The following is a 16313-nucleotide window of genomic DNA, read 5'->3' on the forward strand; positions in this document are numbered from 1 at the left end:
GCCATCTCCTGAACAGACACCGTCTGAACAGCCAGCGTCTCAACAGCCAGTGATGCCTGAACGTCCTGATAAGAAGCCGTTGCCCGCAAAGCTCAATTTTTGGGAGGGAAGCTCTGTTCATGTCAACCAAGGTCGGCATTGGTCTTCAGCCATTATTTGGCTGAGTACAACCTTGTTTGGAGCCACGTTGTTGTGGGCCTTCACGGCCAAGATCGACCAAAGTGTGGCCGTCTCAGGTCGTCTCGAACCTGCCGGCAGTGTGCGTGAAGTGGATTCTCCGAGTGGAGGGGTGATTGCTGAAGTGTTTGTCAAGGAAGGAGCCCTGGTGAAAGCGGGTCAGCCCCTGTTCACTGTGGAAGGGAAGGGGCTCGCGAGTCGGCGTCAGTCCCTAATCGATGCGCAGCGGTTGCTTGAGTTGCAGGCAAGTTCGCTCAAGGCTGTGTTGGATAGCGACGGTGATCCAACGCGTTTTGCTCCCGAACCACCCCTGCCGAATGTGGATGACCCCCAGGTGCGAGCACAGCTGGGTACAGCTCGGCAGCAGTCGCAGCAACTACGAGCCCAATTAGTGCAAATTTCCGCCCAACTTGTGAGTCGCCGCAAAACTCTTGCTTTGCAGGAGATGATTGCACGCGATTTAAAGCCGCTCTATGAGTCAGGAGCGATGGCCCGCAATCAATATTTAAACCAAATCAATCAGGTGCAAGAAACGAGATCACAAGTCGCGTCGCTGGATGAAGAGCGTACCCGCGTGATTGGCCAGGCTGCTTCGCAGCTCAATCAAGTTGATCGACAGCTATTAACCCTGAATGCTGAGTTGGTAGGAATTGGTGAGACCATTGATTACCGAACTGTGAAAGCACCAATTGATGGTCGCGTTTTTAGTTCAGAAGTGTCGCCTTTCTCTGTGATTAATGCTAATGAAGTGGTGCTTAAGTTAGTGCCGGAGAATCATTTAGAGGCCAAGGTCTCGATTAGCAATAGTGATATAGGTTTTGTGAAGATTGGTATGCCTGTTGCGGTCTCGGTGAATTCCTTCCCGGCCGGTGAGTTTGGTTATATTGATGGAACGTTGTCATCGATTGGATTGGATGTTTTAAAGCCTGATCAGGAAAGCCCCACCTATCGATTTCCTGCCCAGATTTCTTTGAAGCAGCAAACTGTATTGTCTGGTGATAAAGAACTCAATCTTCAGAGCGGCATGAGCGTTACGGCTAGCATAAAGCTGCGATCAAGGCCTGTGATTAGTATTTTAAGTGATTTATTTGTGAAGCAGCTTGATGGCCTTAAGCGGTTCCGTTAAGTACTTTTTTGTAGATTGATTCAGTTGCGTCTGTGGTTTGTTCCCAATTAAATTGCTCTAAAATCCGTCGCTTTAATCTGCAACTCCTCTGATTGTGGCGCCCAGCCTGCCAGGCTTGAGTGACGGCATCTCGGATTGTTGATGGATCAGCGGGGTCTGCATGCCAGGCATCTTGTTGGAGATACTCCAATTCATGCCCGAAGGTGCTTCCCACCACAGGAGTACCTGATAAGGCGGCCTCTAAGGTCACCAACCCGCAGGTTTCCATCCAGCTGGGCAACACATGTACTCCTGCTGCCGCATAAGCCGATGCCAACAGGTCTTGAGGTAGATGCTCAATAATCGTGAGTCGATCACCCAAAATACTCTTGCATAAATCTGCGTAGCTTGGCCAATGTTGTTTCCCGCCAATAAGAACCACCGGTAGGTTGGTATTTTTTAGCGCCCAGCACAACATGGCTTGGTTTTTAGCCGGTTCGATTCTTCCTGCTTGTAAAACAAAGGGTTGTTGGATTCCGGTTTGGTTTTGGAATGGTTTTGGATCAGCATCGAGAAACAGTTGTGGGTCCACGCCGTAATGGGCAATGTCAAAGCAGCTCCCAGTCCAGTGATGGTCCGTGCGCACGGCCTGAAGTTCCAGCCAACTGTTGGGTAGTAGGGCTTGGCTGTGATTCAGAAGCTCGCCCACGCGCGGCATGGCGGTTTGACCGTTATCGCAGCCGCCATGGGATTGCACAATGCTTCCATCGGCTAGTTGTACCGCTAAAGTCCGCTGCTTCAGTTGTTTTAGGAGTGGCTGGATCGTGTCCTCTCCTGATTCCAGCGCTTGTTGCAAGATGCCAACGCTGGCGCGACTGCCCCAGAGTGCGCGCCCGATCGAGACCCAGATGGGTGATACCACCACTGGTACTTGCGCGGCTTGGCAGCTGGCCATTTGTTGTTCGAATGAGTCTTGAACCCTGCAGTTGAACAGATGCACGATGTCGTATCCCCGTGCGTCAGGGAGATCGCTATTCACGAGAGTTACCTCATGTCCCCGTTGGTTCAGCCGTTTTGCTGTTTCGCGCATTTGAACCCCATCTCCACCACCCCATTCCCCAGCCCTGCCGTGGTTCACCAGGAGAACCTTCATGCTCTTAGTAACCCGTTCACAACCAAGTCTGCCTTGTAGAGAAGCTCATCCCAAGCATTCAGCTTGGAACAACGCAGCAGCGTTTGCTTGTGATACCAGTGCATTGGTTCAGTGGCTAAGCCCCATCGCCAGTCATGAACGGCATTCAGCAAAACAACACAAGGCACTCCTAGGTTTCCGGCTAGGTGCACCATCGCGGTATCCACGCTCACCACCAGATCGAGTTGTTCAACGATCGAGGCTGTGTCTTCCCAGTCTTGGCAATCGGAGAGTTGCGATACGAGTCCCTGTTGAATCCAAGGTTGGATCTCTTGTTGGGGTTCTCCGAGTTGTAGTGAGATCAGTTCCGCTTGGCCTCCTTTGCACCATGCCAATGCATGGCTGATCAGCAATGCACAAGGAAGAGACCGCATCTCAGAGGAGCGTTGTGCATCGGCTTCTGCTTTGCTGCCCGCTTGCCACACCAAGCCAATCCGCTTTGCTGCCCCCAGATTTGCCTTGGTGGTGCTTGTGAGCATCGGCCGCACTTGGCTAGGTTCGGGCCATGGGTTGATCGCGGCGTGCCTTTGATACAAGGCCACAGGCAATCCCATCAGCGGGCAGTGCCGGTGTTCTGTTTGCAAAGGCGCTTGATGATCATTGAGGATCTCCAGGCGGCAGTTAGCGGGGAGTTTGAGCCTTTGATGCACTAGCCGAAGAAGGGACGCACGCAGCATCAATGTGACCTGATCAGCTTTTTCGCAGGCCATTCCAATCCAGCGCAAGCATTGCAAGGCATCTCCAAATCCCTGTTCGTCCCAGACCACGAGTTCTGCGACCCACTCTCCGCGCCACAGTTGGCTCCAGGGCAGAGGTGATTGCAGCCAGATGCCCGGATCTTTGCCGAGTCGGCTCAAGAGCAGTTCCCAGTGTTTCCAAAGCAAGGGTTGTTGACGCAGCCTGGAGGTGGCCAGATTGCTGAGTTCTGTTTGAACTTGAGAACTGTGTTGGGGCTCGCCTAAATCTCGGCCGATCCAATCTTCTGGTTTGCCGGTCAGTTTGTGGCGCTGCAGCCCAAGAAGGTGGCTTCGTTCTGCTTCAGCGTTTCGGCCTACGGCATCCAAGCTAACGCCATAGTTCACATATCCCGATCCTTCTGGAGCGAGTTGCAGCACGTGTTGATTGAGCTTTAGGGCTAAGGCGATGTCGCCTTGTTCGAGGGCGAGCTGAGCACTGCTATGGAGGAGACGAGCCCAGTTGATACAAAGTTGTTGTTGATCTTGGCCTGTCTGCCATTGTTGTTGGGCGCGCCTTAAACCTCGCCACAACAACACTTGTGATTGGTGAAAGTTCTTCTGATCACGCTTCAAAATTGCAAGATTGTTCAGCGTGACGAGTCTATCTGGAGCTAGGCGTAGCGCTTCGTTGTAAGCCAGTTCCGCTTCTTGTAGGCGTCGCTGTTGTTGCAGCAAGCGTCCTTGTTGGTGCCAATTAGCGGCAGTCGTCATTGCGCGAAGGAGCGTTGTTGTAATAACGGCACCCGATCGCCGAGGCGCTCGAGGAGGCGTTGATCAAGTTGTTGGCGGCGGACCCAGAGATTGCGATAGGCCCCCAGGCGCTGACCGAGCAGCCGATCCAGCGACCACTCCTGGCCGACCCATTGATGTGCCGCCATCACCTGTTTTTTCCTGGCGTCGCGATCTCTAGCCAGTTGGCGCGTGAGTGCCATTGTGGTGATCGCGTTGGTGCCGATCGCGCAGGTTCTGTCATCGCTAGCGTCATGACCAACGCTGCTGTAGAGCTCGGGTCCAGCCACAACGGCCACGGATTCAGCAGCAGCTTCAGCCCATTTGATCACTGTTTTGCAATGCTGTGCCCTGCCTTTTTTTAAAGGCAGCAAGGCGATGTGACAGCTTGCTAGTACTTGGCGATAACGCGCGTACTCAAGAAGCGGATGTTGCTCCACCTTCATGTGGGGCGTTAGCTGGTTGGCGAGTTGGGTGTCACCCACAATCACAACGGTGAGTTGAGTGGTTTTTGTTGCCCAGGATTTGAGTTCGGAAACTAAATCTTGATGCTCCTCTGCTCTGTTGATGTTGCCTATAAACAAGCGAAGTTCTGAGCTGTGGTGTTTCTCAAGCCGGAGGGCAGGAATTGAGTTGACGCCATTTTCAACCACCAATGTGATCGGGTTGAGAGGAGCCAAGGCATGCGCTAGTGCGGGGCTAGAGCTATGGATGGCATGGCATCCCACCAAAGGGGCCATCTGGGTTCTTTGCAGCTGATGCTGAATGGCTGCGGTGAAGAGGTCGGGGTGGTCATCCCATTCTGTGAGGAGCAAGCAACCGCGTTCGCGCAGCCATTGCAGATGCTCCATCTGCCGCTCCCAACGATCTGGCAATGGTCTTTGCCAGATCACCAAGCTGTGGGGTCGAATGCAACGATTAAATAGAAATGGACGTTCGTGAATCCTGCAGTTCACCCCCCATGAGTGGAGTGCGGCAAAAGGTTGTCGGATTCGGACCTCGTCGTGAGGGCCTGGGCTGTTAATCAGCACCTCGATCTGCAGGGGGCGATCATTCAACATGAGAACAGTTTCGCTGCTGCGACCATCGCTTATGACGCCTTTGCAGCGTTATGCCGGAGAAGAGCTGAGCCCTTCTCCTCACATCATTGTGCTGGGCTCTTGCAAAGTAGGGAATTTTGTTGTGAGCACGCCTGCTCTACGCGGCTTGCGTCAACGTTTTCCCGATGCGGTGATCGGCTTTATCGGAAGTGAAGTTACGGCTGATTTTGAGAAGGCAATGCCTGAGATCAGCTGGCGCGTGTCTTGGGATTCCTCGTTGGCTAACGCTGGATTGCTACTACAGCAAACTCTGGCGTCAAAGAGAGCTCTTCATGGTGAGGTGGAGCTCGCGGTGAATCTGGATGGCTTTAACCCTGTCACCTGCACCCTGGTCCCCTGGCTGGAGCCTCGCTTTGTCGCTGGTGGCAGCCTGACCGCCAATAGACGCGCCAAATTGCCATGGGGCATGGCTCCGCAGCAGCGTTTTTTAGCCGATCCTGATTGGAACAGCCCCGCTTTTCTTGAGCGTTATCAGGGGGTGTTGGATAGCAATTACATCGCGGAATTGTTTTGCCATTTGGCTTATGTGCATCAGCATGTTGATTCCAGCCAGATTGATTTGCCTTGGCAAGAGCCTGGCTTTGATGTGCCCGAACTTTTAATTCATTGCACAACCGCGCGAAGCGCCAAGATTTGGTCGTTTCACGCCTGGGCAGAGGTAATAAAAGCCGTCACGGCTAGCGGTTGGCGAGTGGGCCTCGTTGGTAGTACTGCTAAGGCCCAGCGCGATTCTTATAACTCTGGTGATGGTGAAGAGTGGCTGCTCCGTACGACCAACCTGGTTGATCTACGTGGGAAGACGAGCTTGATTCAACTAGCAGGTGCTTGTCGCATGGCTCAGGCTGTGGTGAGCGTTGATGCGGGGCCATTACATATTGCTGCTGCTGTGGGAACTCCAACGTTGGCAGTGGTTGGCAATGATAAGGATGGAATAGGGGCGAGTCCGATTCGGTTGTGGTTACCGCGAGGTGATCATGTGTCGCGCACGATCAGTGAGTATCAATGTGATCGCTGCGATCAAGAAAGCTTTAAGAATGATGATTGTTTGTTAGAGGGACATCCCTGTATGGCGGGAATTTTAGCTCAGCAAGTGCTCAATTGGCTGCGTCCTTTAATTAAAGGAAGAAGTGGAGTCTAATCTCTTCTCTCTCTGTCGCCAATCCCATTCAAATAAGCTATTGCTACCATTAATTTTCCCCTCGAACAGAGAGTAGTCGATTCCAGAGGAATTTAACACATATGGGAAAGAGATTTGATCTTGGATTGACCATCTAACGTTTTCGATAAACCAAGCTTGCATTAAATGCGAGATGGAGCGATGATAAGCAAAGAATGTCATCCCAAATAATTTGTTATCAGTAAATTTTTTGTCTCCATAGTAATGGATTAGTTGGTCTAGTATAGGCTCCCCTTTGTAGCGGTTGGACTGATATTCGTGATTGGTTTTTAAGGCTTGGCGAACGGCATTGCACTCTTCAAGAATGGATTGCCTTGGAAAGGCATTGAATAAGCACAGTTTTTTGTTTCCAGCTGTATCGAGGATGATTGAAGTGGGATCATTCGCTGTGATTCGAATGGAAGAATCCATCCATATGTACCAGTCTGCATCGACAGATTGCCATTCCAGCATTTTGGGAACTTTCGCTTTCAATCTGGGATGCATGGCTAAATGCCGTGATGCAGTGTTTGCGTCGGTGTAGTAGGCCGTTGATACCTCAACGCTCTTTGATTTAGATTGGATGCGAAGAGTCCATGGCGGCTTTCCGCCAAAATGGGCAGACACAAAATGCATCTTAATCATGTCTGGTGTATTCTCTTTGGAAGGGATGGGGTTGCCACATGCAAATCATAGTACTGGATCGTTAAAATCTAGCAATTTGAAGGATTGGGCTTCATGATCTATAACTATGATAGCAATTAGCTTCCCTCTTGTTTGATTGGGTCTGCGACTTTGAAGCTGGCAATCTAATTTTTCATTTCCCAGTAACTGCGAAATGATTGCGCTGGATTCTTGCTTAGAAACCAGCATCCTGAATGTGGATTTGTCGCTCTATAAAATTTTTTATCTCTTGTGGGCCATGAAAAAATAATTTGTTCGCCAGTATCTGATAGATCTGGTCGCCCGCCGTCGGGATCTCCAGACAAAATCACATCCCCCTCCTCGGGGATTGTTTCGCGGCGAGGGGGGATGAAAGCGTAATACTCATCACTTAGTCTCATCATCTATTCTATCTGTTATGAGAAGTATTGCTCTAATATCCCAATGCTGTCTTCCGTTTAGTCAGCCATATCACAATCATCTACCTGCTGCAATGATCTCTTGCTTCCATGATTTAAAATATGAATTGATTTGTCTTGTATTGTGATCCTTACTTCTTGCAGATTGGCAGTATTTTTACCTGATTTGATTCTGGATGAGTATAGATTTTATGATTGAAACTGTCTGGCGCTCTGTCGTTATTTCTCGTGTCGCAACAGGTTTTGCCTTCACTAGTGATGCGTATATCCATCTATTGCGTGCTGTTGTGTCTTTCTGGATTTTCTATGGTTGTTTCTTTCAGTGCGAGAAGTTTTAATGAGCGCTTCCCTTCATTCTCTGATGAATACGGAGATCCTTCCCTTGGCGCAAATACTTGTGGTATGGAGATTAATATTTTCATGAGTTCTTTTTCAGCCAGTTGCTGCAGTCCCAATTTAGTAAAGCTTCTAATTGGCTGATTTCATGCCAATAGGTTTTGCGCAGCCTTTGGTGCGCTTTTGTGCTCATCGGTTCCTCGTAATTGCCTGTGTGTCTCTCCAGAGGCTTGATATTTTGTTCAGGATTTAATCCAAGGTGATCCCATATTCGCTTCAGGCATATGTCTGGCGTTAATCTTAGATTTTCATGCCTCAACACAAGAACTTGATCTTTGCCAAAAAAGCGCCACAAGCGCTTTATTTGTGAGCTGTAAAAGCCTCGGTCTGTGTATGAGAACACACGGTGTTGTTTTGGAAGCGCTTCACGGCTGCGTTCCTCTTCGCGCTGTAGCGCTTCTTCAAAGCTCAAGGGTTCAGCATTTCGGCTTTTCTCCATTGTCCAGTGTGAATATGCGCGTTCTATTGGATTCCGTAATACCACAATCAGTCGCATTTTTGGGTTGTACGACCAAATACGTTCTGGTGCAGCGTCCCAATACATGCTGATTGGGGTTGCCTCACCCCATTGTTGGTTTGGTAGCGCATTCGCGAACTTTGAGTGAAGTTCATTCCAATTAGCGTTTGGCCACGATTGCGTCTCATCATCAAAGAAATGAAGCTCTTTTTCTTCTGGCAGGAATATTTCTGGGTGTTGGCGCAGATAGGCTGCTAGTGCCGTAGTGCCACTTTTTTGAGCACCGCACACCAGAAAAGCTAGCTTTTTGTCCACGACGTGAGTCAAAGCCAAACCACCTTAACTGCATTCCCGGCATACAGCTCTAGTTGATTTATGCTCCTCTTGTCTCGGCTGTTTGTTTGGTGTTTGTCACTGGTTGCCACCGCTCAGGAACTTCCTTAGTGGCTTCGCTGATGCATGATCTTGTCGTTGACGAGTCATCCATGGCACGTTCCGGTGATATTGACATACAACTTGATAACCCTATGGGTTTTTTTGAGTCTGAGAGGCTCGTAGACACGAACAAAGAAATTCTTGAGCGGCTTGGTGGTAGTTGGGAGTTGCCTCCCTTACTCCCTACGCGATGGGAGCAAAAACCGTTGCTTCATTGGCTGCATCAATTTAGAAGCCGATTTTCTTCTTATGCCCTCTCCACTGCTTGGGTCGATAAGGATCCACGTTTGTGTTTGACCTATCCCGCCTATCTTCATATTCTTCTCAAGAGAATCCCTCTTGTGGCTGCTTTCAGGGAGCCACTGCAGGTTGCGATGTCTTTGTACACTCGCGATGGATTAAGTATTAATCAGGGTTTGGCTCTTTGGATGATTTATAATTTTCATTTGGCAGCTGAGCTTTCTAGCGATGATCTTTTTCTGCCTTATGATATTTTGCTGCAAGCTCCTGAAGTTTGTTCCGGCAGCTTAATCCAAAAGAATGTCTATCAATTTCTTGAGCGTTGCTATCATCCAAGGCCTGCTGATCAAGACTGGCAACGGCTGATTGATTCCTCTATAAAGCCTGAGTTGAATCGATCGAACGCTGTCTTGATGTCTGAGTCTCGGCTTCGCGTAAATACATCGTTGCTTAATTGCTGCCAACAGCGCTATGACCGTACCTTGGCAGCAACTGATTGGTTGAACGAATTTGTCAATCAATTCTCTAATCTCCCTCGTCCTGTGTTGGATGAGGTTGTTTACGAACAGATTGTTTTGGAAACAAAGTCAGTTGAATTTAAGTCTGTGTGCGATCAGCTAGAGAGTGATTTGCTGGCGGCAGATGAGTTGCTCGTTGCGCGCTCTGATCAACTTCAATCTTTGCAAGAGGATTACTCCCTGCTTAAGCATAAGTATCTTGGTATTCAAGCTTCAACAAGCTGGAGGATGATGGCTCCTGTTCGCTCCTTGATGGATCGCTTTAGGTTCTTGCGATGATTCAGCTTCTGCGCGAGTATCCGCCTGGCCATGGTGGAGTTGAGCGAATTGCCCATAATCTTGCTGTGGCCACTGGTGGCATTGTTTTTAGCCTTTGTCGTAACCATTCGCTTGGTAGAGACCCTTTGCCAGTGTCCTATCAACGTTGCCAGTTGCGCAGTCTGCCCTTGGGGAAGTTTTTATTGGTGTTGCCAAGTCGCACTCTTTGGCAATTGCTTGCTAGTCGAGAGCCGCTCCTTGCCCATCAACCCTGTCCTACGGTTTTAGCCTTATCTATTCTTGCAAGAGTAGTATCTCCTCGTCGCTCAATATCTTTTTATTGGCATGCATTTGTTCAGCGACGCTCTGGTGTGAGTGGCTTCTTAGAGCAGATTTACCAGCAACTTGCCTTTCGTTGGTTAGCGAGATTTTCTGTGATCACCACTTCCCCAGTCCTTCGTGATTCCTTGATTCGGGCTGGCTTGCCTAGATCTTCTGTTTCTGTTTTGCCATGTTCTTTGCCAGCACAAATTGAAAGCCTTTTGGTTTCCGATCGTTCGAAGAGAAGATTGACTTCACAAGGACGTGTAATCTTTATTGGTAGGCTCGATAGTTATAAGCGTGTTGACTGGTTGCTAGATGCTTTTCTGAAAACTTCATCTGCCAGGGTTCTTGAGATTCTTGGTGATGGACCGGACCGTTCTCGTCTCGAGAAACAAGCTTTACTTCATCCGCGTTTTGATCAATCCATTCGTTTTCATGGACGTGTTAGTGAAGATCAGAAGCGAATTCTTTTGTCTAACTCAGACCTTATGGTGTTGCCTTCGAATCGATGTAATGAGGCCTTTGGGATTGTTCAGCTTGAGGCGATGGCGAGTGGCATTCCTTCTTTGGCTTTTGATTTGCCTCGATCTGGTATGCATTGGGTTAGCGCCTTGCCAGATCTTGATTGGACAGGACTTCCAGACGATTTGTCTTTCGTGATGGAGAAAATATTGTCTAACGACTTGCTTTTTTCCTTGTTGTGTCGTCAAGCCTCTGAGCGGTTTGATGAGATGTTCTCTCAGGTTGTTTGGCATCGTCAGTTGTCAGTTGCTCTTCAGTCAGTTCATGACTAAGGCTTCTACTAATTTTGTATCTTCTTCCTTTGTTGATGATCAAGCTGCATCATTGGTTTTACAAGCATGGCGATTAAGCGGCAGGGATTCTGCTGAAGCGGTTCTTGCGAACGTGCTTGTTGATTCCCCTGAGATAGGTGTATTGCTAGGTGAATTGCGATCTCGATTGGGCAATGAGCCTGGTCCGAGGTTGTTGATCGATGGTCTTTGGTTTACTCGTGCTCATGGAGGGATTTCTCGTGTATGGCAGCAAATCTTGTCAACTTGGCAGCTTTCTGGTCTGATTTCGCCTGAAGCCCCTGTGGCATTAATTGATCGCGATAGTCATCTTTCTTTGACCACTGCTTTCCCAGGTTTAGAAGGATCCCTAGTGGATCCTTTGGACCCGCAGGCGGTGTCTGAACTTTTTTCAGAGAATGCTTGTATCGCCCACGATTGGAGGGCAGATGTTTTCTGTTCAAGTTGGATTAGCAGCACCGGCTCTATTTCACCAGCATGTTCTGAGCTGGCACTAGTTCACGATTGCATGCCTGAGCGTTCTTCTGCCTTGCCAGCGGGTCTTCGGGACCAACGTCGTTGTTGGTTGAAGGGTGCCAGTCGGTTTTTGACCGTCTCATCTGACACTGCCAATGATTTGAATCAATTGCTGCGTTCCTCTATCGGCACCACGGAGTGGTGCCATTTGGCTCCTGCTTCTGTGTTCGCTGAAACGTTTTCAGCTGAGGGGACTGAAACTCTTTGGTTGCGTCTTCAGAAGCGCATTGGTCTTCGTGGACCATTTGTGTTGTTGCCTGCAACCAGCGCAGTTGGCAGTTATAAAAATCCCGAATTTGTCGCGGATGCTCTCTCTCACCCCGGTTTGACTTCAGTTGTTTTGTTGCTTTGCGGCATTGCTGCTGATCAGCGCTGTCGTGAATTGGAGTCTCTCTTCCCCTCATTGCGCGGCCGTGTCTTTTCGTCTGGACTCTCTGATCCTGAGTTGGCTGTGGTTTACGCGCGGGCTTTAGCCGTGGTGATTCCGAGTCGCATAGAGGGTTTTGGATTGCCAGCAATTGAAGCCATGGCTGCTGGTGGCTCAGCACTTTTGGCAGATTCTCGTGGTCTTCGTGAGGCCGGAGGTGAGGCGGCTTTGCGCTTTTCCTTGAGGGATTCCCGTGAACTTGTTGCAATGCTTCAGATGTTGCTTGATCCGTCGAGCAGTGATTGGCTCAAGCGTCGCCTAGAGCCTCGTATTGAACAACGACTGAACCGCCTGAATCCCGATCTGTTCGGTCTTGCTCTTCTGGCTCAGGCACGTCAGGCTTCCTGTTGAATCCAATGTGATCGATCTCTACCTGCTGATCCAGTACTGAACTCTGAGGTGCAGGTGTTTTGAGTGCGCAAAGGCTGTAATGTCCTCCCGGCACCTCCCACTTCATACGCAATCATCTCGGCTTTGGCATCCGCTCTCCCAGGTGCGACGCCGCATCACTCAATCCAGCAGTCTGGGAAGCCAGAACCGCATCGTCCACCTGCGTTGGAACTTGAGGATGTGCGTCTCGACATCCCAGTCTTCACTACAGAAACGCGCAGCCTCAAGGCGTCCTTAATTCGCTCTGTCACTGGCGGCAAGCTCAGTCGTCGCGGGGGTGGCGCAGTCGTAACGGCTTTGCAAAATGTCAGTTGCACGATCCGTGAGGGAGAACGGGTGGCGCTGATCGGCCACAACGGGGCAGGGAAGTCCTCATTCCTCCGCTTGGTGTCAGGGATCTATCAGCACACCGGTGGGCGTTTTGAAGCCCATGTGCCCGTGTTTCCGATGATTCACAAGAGTTTTATTACCAGCTCTGAGCTCAGTGGAATGCAGGCGATTAAGGCGCACTACCTGCTTGTGCATGGCAAGTTGCGTGGCTTTGATGCTTTCTGTGATGACGTTGTCACGTTTTCTGGGCTTGGGGACTTCGTGCAGTTGCCTGTAAAGACATACAGCCAAGGAATGGCGGCGCGGCTTCTCTTTGCGGTACTAACCGCAGGAACCCATGACTGCTTGGCCATGGATGAGGGGTTCGGTGCAGGCGACAGCAGCTTTTTTCAGAAAGCCCAGGAACGCATGCATGAATTTTTAGCGACCGCAGGCACCTTGTTGCTTGCGTCCCATTCCGATCCCTTGTTGCGCCAGTTTTGTCATCGAGGGTTGGTTTTTTCGGAAGGCAGCATCGTTTTTGATGGCCCGCTTGAAGATGCCCTGTCGTATTACCACCGCACCTCTGATTGATGACTGTTTCTGCTCTGATGCGCCGTCGATCAGTTCGCTCCACCTTGCGTGAGGCTTGGCGCTTGCGACGGGTGTGGTGGTTTACCGCTACAGCACGAACCAAAGCCAGATTTGCTCGCACATTCCTAGGCAGTTTTTGGTTGGGACTCTCAAACTTGTTTTCGATCGCGGTCTTGGCTCTGGTCTACGGAACGGTTTTTAAAGTTCAAGATTTCAATACCTATGTGGTGTATCTGGGGATCGGTTTGGTTGCTTGGAACAGTATTGCTGCTGCGGTGGGATCGGCCCCTTCGCTGTTTGAGCACAACCATGCACATGTGCATAACACTAGTCTCAATCCTATTTTTTATACGCTTGAAGAATGGGCATTCCAGGTCCAAACTTTTGTGCAATCTTTTTTGATGGTGTTGTTGGCATTAAGCTATTTTCAGCATGATCTTTTTCTTAACCTGATTCTGTTTGGCTGGTTTCCGCTGCTGAATCTGTTTCTATTTATTTACTGGTTTCCGATGATGCTTTGCTTGTTTGGGGCGCGATATCGAGATCTCTATCAACTAGTTCCAATTATTCTCCAACTTGTATTTTTGTTGTCGCCTATTCTTTATCAAAAGAAAAATCTTGGGGCGATGGGTTGGACCGCCAATATCAATCCCCTTTACCGCATTTTGAGTCCTGTTCGACACACTTTGATGGCCGGGGATGTGCAATGGCTCGTTTGCTTCGGGTTGGTAGCAATTAATTTGGTTGGGATCTGGCTTTCCGTGAAGCTCTTGAATAAAGAAAGGCCTAACTTGCCATTCCTTATTTAATCTAAGATCGCTTCTAAGTCAGCTTGTAATTGATTGTAGAATTCATTACGCAGCCTCTCATAGCGACCGATCCTTCGTTTTCGTTCTTCCGCAGGTGTTTTCCAGAGATCGCTGTTTAATCCAGCTAGCGCTTGCATGGCTGCTGCCCAGCTCCTGCTTTTCAGAGTGTCGAGCGTAATCACTGAGTCTTTGAAATCTTGAATGGCCTGAATTTCAAGGTGTGATTCACAATCGCTGGCAATGGTGGGCATGCCTAGGCATGCGCCATCGAGCACGGGGATTCCAAAGCCTTCGACGAGGGATGGACTCACCAAGCAGAGTGCATTGAGATAAAGATCGAGCTTTGTGCTCTCGTCCACATAGCCCGTCAGTAAAATTCCTGGTTCGTTTTTGACGATATTTTTAACTGCTTTGCTGTAGTCATCACCTTTGAGTTTTCCTGTTACACAAAGCTGAATGCCCAAACTGCTGAGATCGGATTCGGCATAAGCCTGAGCCAAGAACAGCAGGTTTTTTCTGGCTTCCACTGAAGAGTTAAACAGAAAGTAGCGAAATGGACGCAGCCCTTTGCTGCGTTTTCGAATCGGTTCATCCATGGGTGGATGTTCGTCAAACATGCTGTTGCTTGGGCCATCATTGCGCAGCAGATAGCTCACTGGCTTCATGTCGCTGACGCGCTCTGGGTCTGCAGTAAGCCAGGTTGGAAAGCGCAGCGAGGGTGGTTGAACTATGACGGCTTGCCTGAGTTCGCTCGTGCTTTCTTGTTTTGCTTGCTTGATATGACGATCAAATTTGGTCGCCGTGGATTGAGACACAAACAGCCTTCTTGCGGGTAAGCAAGCTTGCAGCCGATGACTAAACATCAAGGGATCTTCGTTATGGGCGACGAATTCCAGGGGAATGAGGTCATGCACGGTTTGCACAAATGACGGCACTCGATCAGGTGTGATGTTGAGAGGGCAACTCGTGAGCAAAACATCAAAGTCACGGAGATCGATGCGGACGGGGTGTTGCCGGCGCAGATTAGCTGCAAGTTGTGTCGCTAAAAAAATGTTTGGTGCACAGACGATGCCCTCTAGATCTTTCAGGTAACTCAGGCGCTCCATGCGCGGGTACGGGCTGTCAAACAGCTCATCAAGCCGAAATTTGCGGAGATTGTGCTGGCGATAACGTCTTGGTCGTCTCAGCAATTCAATGATCAGGCTGAGGCCCTTGCCCAATCGTTTGGCAAGTCTGGCGAATGCAAATTTGCGCTGGAGAAGGGTGGCTGGCTGTTGATTGAGTCCGTGGGCAAGGGCATTCAGCACCTTTGCGTTTCGGATGATCTCGCGATTTGTGGTCGCAAGGGTTTTCAACCCCGAGCGATTGAGAGGCTCATGAAACTCCGTAAGCAACCACACATGTGCGCCGGCGCGTCTGAGGCAGTGGATCAGAGCTTTGGTATAAACCGCAATTCCACGATGCTCGCTTTGTTCAAGGTCGTAGGCCGTGACCAGCACCTTTTTGCCGGCAAGCTTTGCTGATTGACGGTCCATCAGCTTTCCACCTGTTGATCACTTTGGAGGCGTTGCTCCAGTTGAAGCCGCTGGAGCTGCAGCGCGTGACTGTTATCGCGCCAGTGCCGCAACTCCTGTTTCAGAGCTTTAATTCCATCAGGAGAGGAATCAACTTGGTTCTTTTCCCCATTTAGATATCCGAGTATGGAACTGATCTGCTTGCCTTCTTGCTGGCGATGAGCTTCCAGTGACCGCAAGGCCTCGGCTTCAGCAATGCTTGCCGCGAGCTCCTGGCGAAGTTGAGGTTTTTTTGCAGATTCCAAAAACTCACGGTGAAGCTGGCGCATGGTGCTCATATCTTCGGCATTGCCCTGCTGATTAGGCATCGTTGCGCGCGTGCTTTCTGAGTCATGACGGCCGCTGAAGTCGGGGCAGTACCAAACCTCCAATCCAAGTTTCAGGCGCAGGTCAAGGCAAAGACCCACGTCTTCCCCACAGACGCGATAATCAGTTCCGAAGCGAAGAGCGTTGAAGTGTTCGCGCCGGATCAGCATGATTGCCCCCGTAACGGCTGGTACCGGTCGAGGGGCCCCTAAAACGAGGTGATGTTCGGAAGGGACTTGTCGATCCAATTGATGGTATGGAGAGTGACGGCTGTCGAACAGAATTCCTGCATGCGTGAGCAATCCCTTCCCATCGCGCAAACGTGCTCCTACAAGGCCGATCTCCGGTCTTGATTCAAGGCATTGAATTGCCCCATCGATGCTTCCTGAATCCAAAATGACATCGTCATTGATCAGTAATAACAAGTCCCCGTTGGCCTTGCCCGCCAACCCGTTCATGTTGCTAGCGAAGTGATATGGATCTTTTTGTGCAATCAGTAATTCATATCCAGACGTATTTTTAATTTTCGCTTCTTCGTCCTTGCTGCCATTCCAGGAACACAGAATTTCGACGCCGAGGCCATTGAGAGTTGTGGCTGAGGCCAAACTACTCAGCATTCTGTTGAGCAGTGCTGCCGTTCTTGAGACCACCAGGATCGATAGGCGCATCA

The 16313-nt window shown here is 49.9% G+C and carries 14 protein-coding genes; 7 read left to right on the forward strand and 7 right to left on the reverse strand.

Annotated elements, in window-relative coordinates; translation table 11 throughout:
* Positions 1-52: 52 nt before the first annotated feature.
* Complete coding sequence (locus DXY38_RS08355) at positions 53-1303, forward strand: HlyD family efflux transporter periplasmic adaptor subunit (RefSeq protein ID WP_244279067.1); 1251 nt, start codon at positions 53-55, stop codon at positions 1301-1303.
* Here DXY38_RS08355 and DXY38_RS08360 read toward each other — a convergent pair.
* The 3 genes from DXY38_RS08360 to DXY38_RS08370 are packed head-to-tail and all read right to left on the reverse strand — an operon-like array spanning position 1287 to position 5001.
* Entirely contained in the window at positions 1287-2435 is a 1149-nt protein-coding gene (locus DXY38_RS08360) for a glycosyltransferase family 4 protein (protein ID WP_115071241.1), read from the reverse strand. The two genes, DXY38_RS08355 and DXY38_RS08360, sit on opposite strands and share 17 nt — an antisense overlap.
* Entirely contained in the window at positions 2432-3922 is a 1491-nt protein-coding gene (locus tag DXY38_RS08365; protein ID WP_115071242.1) for a glycosyltransferase family 9 protein, read from the reverse strand. Before DXY38_RS08365 ends, DXY38_RS08360 begins: the two co-directional genes overlap by 4 nt.
* Positions 3919-5001 carry a hypothetical protein gene (locus DXY38_RS08370; RefSeq protein WP_115071243.1) on the reverse strand — a complete coding sequence of 361 codons (1083 nt, stop codon included), beginning with the start codon at positions 4999-5001 and terminating at the stop codon, positions 3919-3921. Before DXY38_RS08370 ends, DXY38_RS08365 begins: the two co-directional genes overlap by 4 nt.
* On the opposite strand from DXY38_RS08370, the gene DXY38_RS08375 reads away from it, so the two are divergent.
* Positions 5000-6178: a glycosyltransferase family 9 protein gene (locus DXY38_RS08375; RefSeq protein WP_115071244.1), complete on the forward strand. Its 1179-nt coding sequence runs from the start codon at positions 5000-5002 to the stop codon at positions 6176-6178. The two genes, DXY38_RS08370 and DXY38_RS08375, sit on opposite strands and share 2 nt — an antisense overlap.
* Here DXY38_RS08375 and DXY38_RS08380 read toward each other — a convergent pair.
* Positions 6152-6841: a glycosyltransferase domain-containing protein gene (locus DXY38_RS08380; RefSeq protein ID WP_115071245.1), complete on the reverse strand. Its 690-nt coding sequence runs from the start codon at positions 6839-6841 to the stop codon at positions 6152-6154. The two genes, DXY38_RS08375 and DXY38_RS08380, sit on opposite strands and share 27 nt — an antisense overlap.
* A gap of 855 nt (positions 6842-7696) precedes the next feature.
* Entirely contained in the window at positions 7697-8458 is a 762-nt protein-coding gene (locus DXY38_RS08385) for a sulfotransferase domain-containing protein (RefSeq protein ID WP_244279060.1), read from the reverse strand.
* Between the two features lie 158 nt (positions 8459-8616).
* Here DXY38_RS08385 and DXY38_RS08390 point away from each other — a divergent pair, with 158 nt between their 5' ends.
* From DXY38_RS08390 to DXY38_RS08410, 5 genes are all read left to right on the forward strand, one after another.
* Positions 8617-9603 carry a hypothetical protein gene (locus DXY38_RS08390; protein ID WP_136988083.1) on the forward strand — a complete coding sequence of 329 codons (987 nt, stop codon included), beginning with the start codon at positions 8617-8619 and terminating at the stop codon, positions 9601-9603.
* Positions 9600-10700, forward strand: coding sequence for a glycosyltransferase (locus DXY38_RS08395; RefSeq protein WP_115071248.1), 1101 nt, complete (start codon positions 9600-9602; stop codon positions 10698-10700). The genes DXY38_RS08390 and DXY38_RS08395 overlap by 4 nt, the downstream gene beginning before the upstream one ends.
* 526 nt (positions 10701-11226) lie before the next feature.
* Entirely contained in the window at positions 11227-12012 is a 786-nt protein-coding gene (locus DXY38_RS13690) for a glycosyltransferase (RefSeq protein WP_170952900.1), read from the forward strand.
* Positions 12013-12135: 123 nt separating this feature from the next.
* Positions 12136-12954 carry an ABC transporter ATP-binding protein gene (locus DXY38_RS08405; RefSeq protein WP_244279061.1) on the forward strand — a complete coding sequence of 273 codons (819 nt, stop codon included), beginning with the start codon at positions 12136-12138 and terminating at the stop codon, positions 12952-12954.
* Positions 12954-13763, forward strand: coding sequence for an ABC transporter permease (locus tag DXY38_RS08410; protein ID WP_115071250.1), 810 nt, complete (start codon positions 12954-12956; stop codon positions 13761-13763). The genes DXY38_RS08405 and DXY38_RS08410 overlap by 1 nt, the downstream gene beginning before the upstream one ends.
* Here DXY38_RS08410 and DXY38_RS08415 read toward each other — a convergent pair.
* Entirely contained in the window at positions 13760-15298 is a 1539-nt protein-coding gene (locus tag DXY38_RS08415) for a glycosyltransferase (RefSeq protein ID WP_115071251.1), read from the reverse strand. The genes DXY38_RS08410 and DXY38_RS08415 overlap by 4 nt on opposite strands.
* Positions 15298-16311 (reverse strand): glycosyltransferase, encoded by a 1014-nt coding sequence (locus DXY38_RS08420; RefSeq protein ID WP_115071252.1) that lies wholly within the window; start codon positions 16309-16311, stop codon positions 15298-15300. The genes DXY38_RS08415 and DXY38_RS08420 overlap by 1 nt, the downstream gene beginning before the upstream one ends.
* Positions 16312-16313 lie beyond the last annotated feature (2 nt).

This window comes from Synechococcus sp. UW179B (genome assembly GCF_900474245.1).
Lineage (GTDB): Bacteria > Cyanobacteriota > Cyanobacteriia > PCC-6307 > Cyanobiaceae > Synechococcus_C.

Bases quoted from the DNA above. Each gene is read 5' to 3' on its own strand.
- DXY38_RS08375 (WP_115071244.1), top strand. From the start codon at position 5,000: ATGAGAACAGTTTCGCTGCTGCGACCATCGCTTATGACGCCTTTGCAG.
- DXY38_RS08380 (WP_115071245.1), bottom strand. From the start codon at position 6,841: ATGATTAAGATGCATTTTGTGTCTGCCCATTTTGGCGGAAAGCCGCCA.
- DXY38_RS08420 (WP_115071252.1), bottom strand. From the start codon at position 16,311: ATGCGCCTATCGATCCTGGTGGTCTCAAGAACGGCAGCACTGCTCAAC.
- DXY38_RS08365 (WP_115071242.1), bottom strand. From the start codon at position 3,922: ATGACGACTGCCGCTAATTGGCACCAACAAGGACGCTTGCTGCAACAA.
- DXY38_RS08410 (WP_115071250.1), top strand. From the start codon at position 12,954: ATGACTGTTTCTGCTCTGATGCGCCGTCGATCAGTTCGCTCCACCTTG.
- DXY38_RS08390 (WP_136988083.1), top strand. From the start codon at position 8,617: ATGGCACGTTCCGGTGATATTGACATACAACTTGATAACCCTATGGGT.
- DXY38_RS08370 (WP_115071243.1), bottom strand. From the start codon at position 5,001: ATGTTGAATGATCGCCCCCTGCAGATCGAGGTGCTGATTAACAGCCCA.
- DXY38_RS08415 (WP_115071251.1), bottom strand. From the start codon at position 15,298: ATGGACCGTCAATCAGCAAAGCTTGCCGGCAAAAAGGTGCTGGTCACG.
- DXY38_RS08395 (WP_115071248.1), top strand. From the start codon at position 9,600: ATGATTCAGCTTCTGCGCGAGTATCCGCCTGGCCATGGTGGAGTTGAG.
- DXY38_RS08355 (WP_244279067.1), top strand. From the start codon at position 53: ATGCCTGAACGTCCTGATAAGAAGCCGTTGCCCGCAAAGCTCAATTTT.
- DXY38_RS13690 (WP_170952900.1), top strand. From the start codon at position 11,227: ATGCCTGAGCGTTCTTCTGCCTTGCCAGCGGGTCTTCGGGACCAACGT.
- DXY38_RS08360 (WP_115071241.1), bottom strand. From the start codon at position 2,435: ATGAAGGTTCTCCTGGTGAACCACGGCAGGGCTGGGGAATGGGGTGGT.